At 69.0% G+C, this 7,967-nt stretch carries 13 protein-coding genes; 6 read left to right on the top strand and 7 right to left on the bottom strand.

The window, feature by feature from the left end; all coding sequences use genetic code 11:
• The first annotated feature begins 80 nt into the window (after positions 1–80).
• The 5 genes from ACFSKW_RS54935 (at position 81) to ACFSKW_RS54915 (ending at position 2,297) form a co-directional block, all read left to right on the top strand.
• Entirely contained in the window at positions 81–485 is a 405-nt protein-coding gene (locus tag ACFSKW_RS54935; RefSeq protein WP_379583920.1) for a hypothetical protein, read from the top strand.
• Between the two features lie 48 nt (positions 486–533).
• A complete protein-coding gene (locus ACFSKW_RS54930) occupies positions 534–764 on the top strand; it encodes a hypothetical protein (protein ID WP_379583918.1) in 231 nt (76 codons plus the stop codon).
• A gap of 2 nt (positions 765–766) precedes the next feature.
• Positions 767–1,525, top strand: coding sequence for a peptidoglycan recognition protein family protein (locus ACFSKW_RS54925; protein WP_379583916.1), 759 nt, complete (start codon positions 767–769; stop codon positions 1,523–1,525).
• A 72-nt stretch (positions 1,526–1,597) separates the two neighbouring features.
• Positions 1,598–1,975, top strand: a complete 378-nt coding sequence (locus tag ACFSKW_RS54920) for a hypothetical protein (protein WP_379583914.1) — start codon at positions 1,598–1,600, stop codon at positions 1,973–1,975.
• A 64-nt stretch (positions 1,976–2,039) separates the two neighbouring features.
• On the top strand, positions 2,040–2,297 hold the full coding sequence (locus tag ACFSKW_RS54915) for a hypothetical protein (protein WP_379583912.1): 258 nt from the start codon (positions 2,040–2,042) through the stop codon (positions 2,295–2,297).
• Between the two features lie 66 nt (positions 2,298–2,363).
• Here the strand turns inward: ACFSKW_RS54915 and ACFSKW_RS54910 are convergent, their stop codons facing one another.
• Both ACFSKW_RS54910 and ACFSKW_RS54905 read right to left on the bottom strand, forming a co-directional pair.
• Positions 2,364–2,915, bottom strand: a complete 552-nt coding sequence (locus ACFSKW_RS54910) for a hypothetical protein (protein ID WP_379583910.1) — start codon at positions 2,913–2,915, stop codon at positions 2,364–2,366.
• On the bottom strand, positions 2,912–3,574 hold the full coding sequence (locus ACFSKW_RS54905; RefSeq protein ID WP_379583908.1) for a DUF4352 domain-containing protein: 663 nt from the start codon (positions 3,572–3,574) through the stop codon (positions 2,912–2,914). The genes ACFSKW_RS54910 and ACFSKW_RS54905 overlap by 4 nt, the downstream gene beginning before the upstream one ends.
• Before the next feature lie 138 nt (positions 3,575–3,712).
• Between ACFSKW_RS54905 and ACFSKW_RS54900 the strand changes: the two genes are divergently transcribed.
• Entirely contained in the window at positions 3,713–3,928 is a 216-nt protein-coding gene (locus ACFSKW_RS54900; RefSeq protein ID WP_379583906.1) for a hypothetical protein, read from the top strand.
• A gap of 12 nt (positions 3,929–3,940) precedes the next feature.
• Here ACFSKW_RS54900 and ACFSKW_RS54895 read toward each other — a convergent pair whose 3' ends face one another.
• The 5 genes from ACFSKW_RS54895 to ACFSKW_RS54875 all read right to left on the bottom strand — a co-directional run bounded on the left by ACFSKW_RS54895 (position 3,941) and on the right by ACFSKW_RS54875 (position 7,683).
• Positions 3,941–4,246 (bottom strand): hypothetical protein, encoded by a 306-nt coding sequence (locus ACFSKW_RS54895; protein WP_379583904.1) that lies wholly within the window; start codon positions 4,244–4,246, stop codon positions 3,941–3,943.
• The gene (locus ACFSKW_RS54890) at positions 4,243–4,422 is read right to left on the bottom strand and encodes a hypothetical protein (RefSeq protein ID WP_379583902.1); all 180 of its coding nucleotides are present in this window, start codon (positions 4,420–4,422) and stop codon (positions 4,243–4,245) included. The genes ACFSKW_RS54895 and ACFSKW_RS54890 overlap by 4 nt, the downstream gene beginning before the upstream one ends.
• A 145-nt stretch (positions 4,423–4,567) precedes the next feature.
• Entirely contained in the window at positions 4,568–6,352 is a 1,785-nt protein-coding gene (locus ACFSKW_RS54885; RefSeq protein ID WP_379583900.1) for a P-loop NTPase family protein, read from the bottom strand.
• A complete protein-coding gene (locus ACFSKW_RS54880) occupies positions 6,349–7,371 on the bottom strand; it encodes a hypothetical protein (RefSeq protein ID WP_379583898.1) in 1,023 nt (340 codons plus the stop codon). Before ACFSKW_RS54880 ends, ACFSKW_RS54885 begins: the two co-directional genes overlap by 4 nt.
• A 144-nt stretch (positions 7,372–7,515) precedes the next feature.
• A complete protein-coding gene (locus tag ACFSKW_RS54875; RefSeq protein WP_379583896.1) occupies positions 7,516–7,683 on the bottom strand; it encodes a hypothetical protein in 168 nt (55 codons plus the stop codon).
• Between the last annotated feature and the right edge of the window lie 284 nt (positions 7,684–7,967).

Raw genomic sequence — 7,967 nt, 5'->3', positions numbered from 1 at the left:
ATCGGGTGGGAGCTCACCCCGGCCGAGCGGGACAGCGGCGGCAAAGACAAGGTGAAGCTGATCACCGAAGCGGAGGTGCCGTGAGGTACGACGAGTTCGGCACCGACCAGACCCGCATCATCCGCGATCTGGAACGCCGCATCGAAGTACTCGAGGCGCAGGCGCGCACCCGGCCCGGCGCACCCGTCACCCAGGCGTCAGGGCCGCTGTTCCTGCCCAACTCCTCGACGCCGGCGACCTCGTCGGGCGGGTGCGCGATCTACGCCGTGTCCGGCGGCTTCCGGGTGATCGACTCCAGCGGCACGGTCCGGCAGATCACAGCCGGGGCCGCGGTGTCCAACCCCACGCTGGTCATGGGCGACGCGCCCGGCAGCTACACCACCGGCTACGCGAACACGCAGTCCGCCGCGATCAACGAGCACCACGACAAGTTCGTGGCGCTGCTCACCTCGCTGCGCAACGCCGGCGTCATCAGCACCGTCTGACCCTTCCACCGCGGCGCCAGCCGTACCTACCCCGCTTGGGAGCCCTTCGTGAGTGATGAAGTGAACGTCCGTGAGCAGCTGATCCGCATGGAGGGCAAGCTCGACGCGATCGTGCTCCAGCACTCCACGTTCACCCAGTCGTCTGAGCGGGTCTCCGGCGACCACGAGACCCGGCTACGCGCCCTAGAGAAGGGCCGATGGCCTCTCCCCTCGCTGGCCGCGCTGGTCGCGCTCGCCTCCCTCATCCTCGCGATTCTGTCCTTTACCAAGGGAGGTTGACCGTGGACCTCGTTACCCGAGCCGAATGGCGGGCCCGATCCCCGCGAGGCCATCTGTCCCCGCTGCCGTCGGCGCGCGGCACGAAACTCCACTACGTCGGCTCGTTCGTCTCCCCCGACCTCGCCAAGTCCTGTTCTCGCTGCCTCGACACTGTGCAGGGCATCCAGGCCTACCACCAGGGCACCAACCGCTGGACTGACATCGCGTACAACCTGCTCGTCTGCCCGCACGGGCGCGTGTTCGAGGGGCGCGGCGCCCGCATCCTGTCGGCCGCCAACGGGCCCGGACTCAACCAGGGGCATTACGCGATCTGCGCCCTGCTCGGCGACCGCGGTCTCATCCAGCCCACCGCGGCGATGCTGCGTGGCATTCATGACGCGTTCGCCTACCTGCGCGAGCGCGGCGCCGGCCGGGAGGTGCGCGGCCACCGCGACGGCTACTCCACCACCTGCCCGGGCCCGGTCCTGTACCGGTGGCTGCAGGCGGGTATGCCGCTCGCCGACGACACGACGCCGATCCCGCGCACGCCTTCCCCGCCGCGCTGGCCTGGCCGCTACCTGCAGTACCGGCATGGCCAACCGATGCAGCGCGGCCAGGACGTCACGGCGTGGCAGCGGCGCCTGGCGCAGCTGCGCTACACGATCGCCGCCGACGGCATCTACGGCGCCACCTCGGCCGCGACCACCCGGGTCCTCCAGCGCGCCAAGGGGCTGTCCGTCGACGGCGTGGTGGGTCCGAAGACGTGGGCGGCCGCCTGGTAGCCCGCACCACCCCCTAGTCGTCCCAGGCCGAAGTGCCTGGGCTTTCTCATGTCCCCGAGCACAGGAGATTCCGTGTTCAAGAAGCTGTCCGCCCTCGCCGCCACCGCCGTCCTCCTCGCGGGAGGCGTCGGCGTCGCTGCGGCCTCCGTCGCCGCCAAGGAGCCCGCCAAGTCCTACGGGCTGTGCGTGAGCGCGAAGGGCGCCGTCCGCGTCCTGGAGGCGCGGAACCTACAGGCGTCCCGGTACGGCCGGTGCAAGACGGGCGAGCGGAAGGTCCTCGTCCCGTCCATCGACGGCGTGCCGAAGCCCTTCCAGATGCCCACCAAGATCCAGCTCTCGTTCGACGGGGTCACCGCGATCTGCTCGCGCGGCGCCGACGCGGCCGCCGGCGTTCCGGCCTACGCGTGCGTGAAGCCGTCCGCGAGCCCGTCCCCCACGCCCACCTCCTGAGCCCGCTACACCCCTGCCCCGTGCCGTCCGGCCGGGGCTTCGTCATCTCCCGAGGAGGAGAGACATGCACGGAGCACCCATCGAGCACAGCACACCCCCGGTCGAGGCCAAGGTGAAGTGGGCCGCGTTCGGCTCCTACATCGGCTCGACCGCCGCCCTGGCCGTCCTCCAGGCCGTCGACGCGGACCACTCGCTGATCGCGTTCTGGCCGGACTGGCTGGAGGCCATCACCATCCCGCTGCTGCCCACGGGGATCGCCGCGGTGCTCGGCTTCCGCGCCAAGCACACGCCGCGGCCAGACCTGCCTGAGTCCCAGCGGTAGCCGTACGGCATGAAACAGCCCCCGTCCGCCTTCGGGTGGACGGGGGCTTCTTCGTCGTGCAAGCGCCTACAGCAGGCCCTTCCATTTGAGCCAGGCGTCCCAGGTCTGCACAACGCGCAGAGCGAGATGAACGGCATCCCATGTCTGCTGATTGGATTCGACGCTCCAATGATGGAAGCCAACAGCTTGCTGTTGAGCTGCAGGGTTGGCCGGTTGCGCTGTAGCGCCCGGGATCGACGCCGCCAGGGTGAGCGTCGGTGGCTGCACTCTGACCGATTGAGTGGCGAACCCGGTGGCCATGTCTCCGGTTTCGGCACGATCGAGCTGGAGGTGTTTGGTGCCGTTACACAGGTCCGCGCAGAGCTGCAGGATGGGGTTGGTCTTGATGATGCTGTGAGCGCTGTATTTCAGCTCGTCTTGCGCGACCTTGGACCTGAGTCCGGGGTCGGTGTCGTGGTAGAGCCAGTCACGGAGATGGAACGCATCCTGAAAGAAGTGGAAGAGGGCGTCCTTGGCTTCGTCGCTGGAGGCACTGGACCCGCTTGCTAGCGATATCAGGCGTTTGTGGCTACGGAGCATGCGATCGTACTGCTCGCGCCACCCGGTGAGGATCGTCATGGCAGCTTCACCTTGGCGCCCTGGGAGAGCCCCGAGTTGTGCAGTTCGATGATCGTCGGCGTCGCGCTTGTCGGAATGTCGAAGACGATGACGCCCTCAACCGAGTTGCCGGGGTTGATCTTCTCGTAGAGGCTGTTGGAGTCCCGCAGGTAGATGGCTGCCTTCGTGGACGCCGCATACTCCCGGCCGCCGGCGTCGATCAGCTTCTGCCGGCTCCCGAAGAACGACTCCGACTGGTCACCCACATTCGCCACCCGCACATGGACGAGTAGGAACACACCTTGGGCTTCCTCGCCAAAGCGGTAGCTGCCGACGCGGTCCTTGCGCTCGGTCTTCAGCACGGTGAAGGCCAGATCGCCGTCTTGGACCAGCTCGCCGACCACTCCTGCGCTGCCCTGTGAGGCCGCGGTGCCCGTCCGCTTGGCGTTGCCGAGGTTGGAGACCAGGACGGCGCAGCCACCGAAGACCAGCAGCAGTACGACGCCGACGATGGTTAAGACGAGGGGTGCGCTGCTCTTCTTCGGCGGCGGGGGCGGTGGCGGCGCGTACCCGTAGCCGGGCCCAGGCGGGGGCGGGTACTGCTGGGGGATGTATCCGGGCTGCGTGTGCTGTTGGTACGGGCCGGGTCCTGGCTGGGGTGAGCCGTACGGGTAGGTCATCAGGCGGGTCTCCGATCAGAAGGGTGAAAGTGGGACGTTCCAGAGGCGGGTGTGGTTGGCGTGGCATGCGTGATCGGCATGGCCAAAAATGGACAACGATACGAAGGTTTGTTCGACTAAAGGTGTAGGGTGGCCTGCATGAACGGTCGCGACCGCGTCGCCCTCGTCAGCGTGCTCCACCCAGTGCGGCACGCGGCCGAAGGCATCCTGGACCAGATCTGGATCGCGAAGGACGCCACCACCGAGCCGTCCCTCGACGAGGCGCTCCGCGCCCTGGAGATCCTCCAGCGTGAGACCGCGCGGGCTTCCACGCTCGTGCAGCGCCTCGTCGACGAGCAGCGCGCCATGCTCTGACCTCGGGACCATTTACCTATTGCCCTTCGCGATACCCAGGGCGAGTTGGCGCAGGAGCGCCTCGGGCGGCTCTTCTCGCATATCGGCGAGGTTCTTCAGCAGCGCGGTGGAGATGACGGCGAAGGCCGCTACGAGCTCCTCGCAGGACTCGTCGTCCAGGATCTCGCGGAAGACCCGCGTGCGCTGCTCTGGCTCATGCTGAAGGGTCCAGAAGGCCGTGATGATGGCGACACTGGCCGCCATCGACTTGTCCAGGGGGCGCGTCGGGTCATACCGCGATCGCCGGCGCCAGAACCTCCACCCGCGCAGGCGCTTCACCGCCGCACCTCGCCCTTCCCACCGCATCGGCGGCACACCCCGTACGCCTGACCGTTCCATCTGGAGAACTTCTTGCCGCTGCCTTTGCACGGGCGGCAGCGCTTCGTCGGATGCCGCCGCCGATCCCAGATGAGGTAGAGGACGAACGCCGTGACGCCGAGGAGGATCAGTTCCATGACGTTTCCTTCCTGGCCTGCCGGGCAGGGCCGAAAGCAGGGATGAGGGGATGCGCCCGGGAGGGTCTACCGCCCCTACCGCCCAGGTCATAGGCGGTAGAGGCGAGGTAGACCCTCCCGACGCGGTAGAGCCGCGGTAGACCTCTCATGCGGGCGCAAAGAGCGCTTCGAGGTCGGCCCGCCGGTACCCGTTGCGGTTGACACCGCCGATCTTCACGTCGCCCGGCGTGACCCCGTGCGGGCGCAGCACCTCGGCGACCCTGGCCGCGGTCCACCCGGCGCCGAGCTCCTCCAGGAGGTCCACGGTGTGCATCCGCTCCGCCTCCCCGAACGCGGCCAGGATCTCCTCAACCGGGTCGACGGCGACCGCCTGCTCCCGCTCGGGCAGCGTCCCAGCGGCGCGCCGCAGCTCGTAGGCGACCGCGGCGACGTCGCCCAGGTCCGAGCCTTCGTCGTCGAGGAAGTAGGAGCGCAGCTTGGCCGGGTCGGCGCCGTCGGCGTCGAGGATGCCGACACCACGGTGCGAGCGCGGGATCTCGGAGGCGTTGTATCCCGCACCAGCCGCCCCGGGCCCCAAGACGGCGTTGGAGGCGATGACGTCCGGGCAGCGCATCGCCCACCGCAGCGAACACACGCCCTTCAGCTCAGGAGGGATGCCCTCCTTCGTCATCCGCTGCGTGGCCAGCACGAGCAGCACGCCGGCGGCCGGGCCGCGGGAGGCGATGTCGACCATCGCCTCGACGATCTCTGCACCGCAGGGGGACGCCACGTAGTAGCGAGTTTCGTCGACGACGGTGAGTTCGATGTCGACGCCGAGCTGGCGGCACAGCGCCGGGTTCAGCTTCGTGCTGCCGCCCGCGTCGTCAAGCAGGTCGAAGACGTACTCCATCTGGGCCTGCATCTTCTTCAGGTGCGCGAGCAGGCCGGGCGCGTTCCGCTTCTCCGCCGTGTGGGCGATCTTCCGCCACGGCCTGTGGTCGCCGGCGCCCTTCCCGTCCCACAGGTGGATCTTCGGCGTGACCGCAAGCGCCGCAGCGCCAACGATCCCGTTCACCGCGGCGCTCTTGCCCGCGCGCGGCTCCCCCGCCACCAGGAGGGAGGCGTCGACGAGCTTGAGCCGCTCTTCCTCGCCGCGCGCGTTCACCCCGGCCGGGATCCCGGCCCAGAAGTCCATCGGCTCCGTACGGCCGAGCAGCGGCGACTGGTAGACCTTGAGGAACGGGTCGGACTTGGCGACGAAGATGTGCAGATGCCCAGCGTGTTCGTCGACCAGCTTGAACACCACCTGGCTTTCGCCGACGCCGAGCGCGCTGGCGAAGTCGGCTTCCTTGCCGAGGCAGGCGCGGGCCCGCTGGCCGGGCGGCAGCTGCAGGATGGTCGACCAGCCGCCGTCCTCGTTCATCACGGGGATGGCGAGCCTCATCCCTTCGGCGCGGCCGAGCTTGGCGTCGATCGCCGCCCGGGTAACGAGATCCTCTCCCGGCGTGCCTTTCCGCTTGCCGGGGAAGACGAACCCGCGCGGCCGGTTCCTGAATCGCTTCGTCGCCTCGGCGGCCGTCCCGACCGTCACGACCGCCCCGGCGGCGAGCAGCGCGGCCGAACCGCCCACCATGTACGCGCCCATGCTGGAGGAGATGACGTAGCCGCTGCCGACCATCCACGCCGTACGCCGACGCCGCGTACGTACGGCCTCCAGGAACTTGAGGTCGTCGGTGCCCGCGTAGTCGTCAGCACGGATCCACCGCCAGGCCGTCCGCGCGAGCAGGCTGGTGCCCGCCACCGGCACCGTGCTGGTGCGGTAGGCGAAGCGGACCGTACGGCGGCCGTACTGCGCCTGCCGAAGGTGATGACGGGCCCTGCTGGCGGCGCTCGGCTTCCCCCAGAAGTCGGGAGGCGTCTGAGGTCTCACGAGCTCGTCCGTGGCGCTCACGCGGCCACCTCCGTACGCCTGTCCGTACGGAACACCGCCGTACGGGCCTCCCGTACGCGCTTCTCCACCCAGCTACGGGACCGCCTGGCGCGCGCCGTCAGCTCCGCATAGTCCGGGCCCCACCGGTCGCCGCGCTCGGCCGCGGCCAGGATCTCGTCCGTGACTTCCCGCACGAATGCGTCCCGGTCAACGGGCTGCTGGCCTGCCGGTACGGACGGCGTACGGAACACGTACGCCCGCCGTACGGGTGCGGTGCGGGCGCCGGGCTGAAAGGTGAAGGCTCTCCGTATTGTGCGGGCGGGCTCCGCCGTCATGCCCTTGACGAAGGCGAAAGTGCGGGCGAGGCGGACCGTACGCGGTGCCTCCGGGCGGGGTGCCGTACGGAAGATGAGGGCTCGCCGTACGGGCGCCGTACGTACGGGCGCGGAGTCGGGGGTGTCGGCCCGTACGGCGGCCGCCTCGTACGCCTTGTGGACGGCTTCGGTGATCGCGTGCTTCAGCGAGGTGATTGCCTCAGCCGCAAAGAAGACGATGATCGGCGGCACGGAGTGGAGGAGGATCGCGGCCGGGTCCTTGGCGGCGTAGGACTCCCAGGTGTTCATCAGGTACGTCAGGGCGAGCGCCGTCCACTTCGTCGCGCGGACCCATCCGCCGGCCTCGATCTGGTGACGGGCGATGATCTGCTCGCCGAGCAGCGTCCCCAGGAGGATGAGGGAGACGGTGGGGTCGAGCACCCAGGCGATGCACCACGGGATCGACCAGGGGTCGGCGTTCCCGGCGGCGAACTGCTGAACGTTCGTTGCGGTGAACGCGAGGCCGAGGATGATGCCGATCCACATGAGCCTGTCGACGCGGGCGCGCATCCGCTCGATGCGGTAGGCGATGACGTCGGGGTTGGTGTCGTAGGCGCGGACGTCGGCGGCGGCCTGGGCGGCGGCGGCGAGCTTCTCGGCGGCCGTCAGCTTCTTCTTGCTGTTGCGTGCTGGCGCGTCCTGGGGGTGGCGCTTATCGTTCTTCACGGGTCGCACTCCGATGCGATCAAGGCCCCCGTACGGCGTTGCAGTCGCCGAGCGGGGGCCGTTCTTCGTTTGGGGGGCGGGGTGGCCGGTCCAAGCCCTCCTTGGCCGGCCACCCCATGCGCTGCAGGTGACGCTGCAGCGCGTCTAGGGGTGCCGCGTCGAGGGCGAGCCGTACGGCTCCGAGGGCGGCATGCTGATCCCGACCGAGCGCCCTGGAACCATCCAGAGGATGAGGTCGAGCAGGCCGATGCGCGGGCGCTCCAGCTCATCTGCCGCTTTCGCGCCGTCTGCGGGGGTCGTAGGCTCGATCACGGGTCGCACCTCCACGTGCGATCAAGGGCCCGGAATTCCAGGCGGTCGCACGCCTGCCGGGCCCGACCTATGTGCAGTCCTGTCCCGAGTGTGCCACGTCAAGGTGTGTTAAACCATCCCTACGTGCATCATGGTACGTCTGGGTGTCCCTATGTTTGCCCTGGTACGCCCATCCATCCTTGATCGCGTGCATCCGAGTCGATCGAAGTGGCGGCAGGCGTACGCGGTCGTTTGCGACCGGATCCGTACAGGTGAGCTGCAGCCTGGCGACCGAGTGCCGACCG

The sequence above is a fragment of the Nonomuraea mangrovi genome, from assembly GCF_042681425.1.
Classification (GTDB): Bacteria; Actinomycetota; Actinomycetes; order Streptosporangiales; family Streptosporangiaceae; genus Nonomuraea; species Nonomuraea mangrovi.
Note: the sequence above shows the minus strand (reverse complement) of the source record. Positions and strands in the feature narration are given on the sequence as shown.

Excerpts from the sequence above, each read along its gene's own strand:
- ACFSKW_RS54915 (WP_379583912.1), top strand. The coding sequence starts at position 2,040 with ATGCACGGAGCACCCATCGAGCACAGCACACCCCCGGTCGAGGCCAAG.
- ACFSKW_RS54910 (WP_379583910.1), bottom strand. The coding sequence starts at position 2,915 with ATGACGATCCTCACCGGGTGGCGCGAGCAGTACGATCGCATGCTCCGT.
- ACFSKW_RS54905 (WP_379583908.1), bottom strand. The coding sequence starts at position 3,574 with ATGACCTACCCGTACGGCTCACCCCAGCCAGGACCCGGCCCGTACCAA.
- ACFSKW_RS54900 (WP_379583906.1), top strand. The coding sequence starts at position 3,713 with ATGAACGGTCGCGACCGCGTCGCCCTCGTCAGCGTGCTCCACCCAGTG.
- ACFSKW_RS54890 (WP_379583902.1), bottom strand. The coding sequence starts at position 4,422 with ATGGAACTGATCCTCCTCGGCGTCACGGCGTTCGTCCTCTACCTCATC.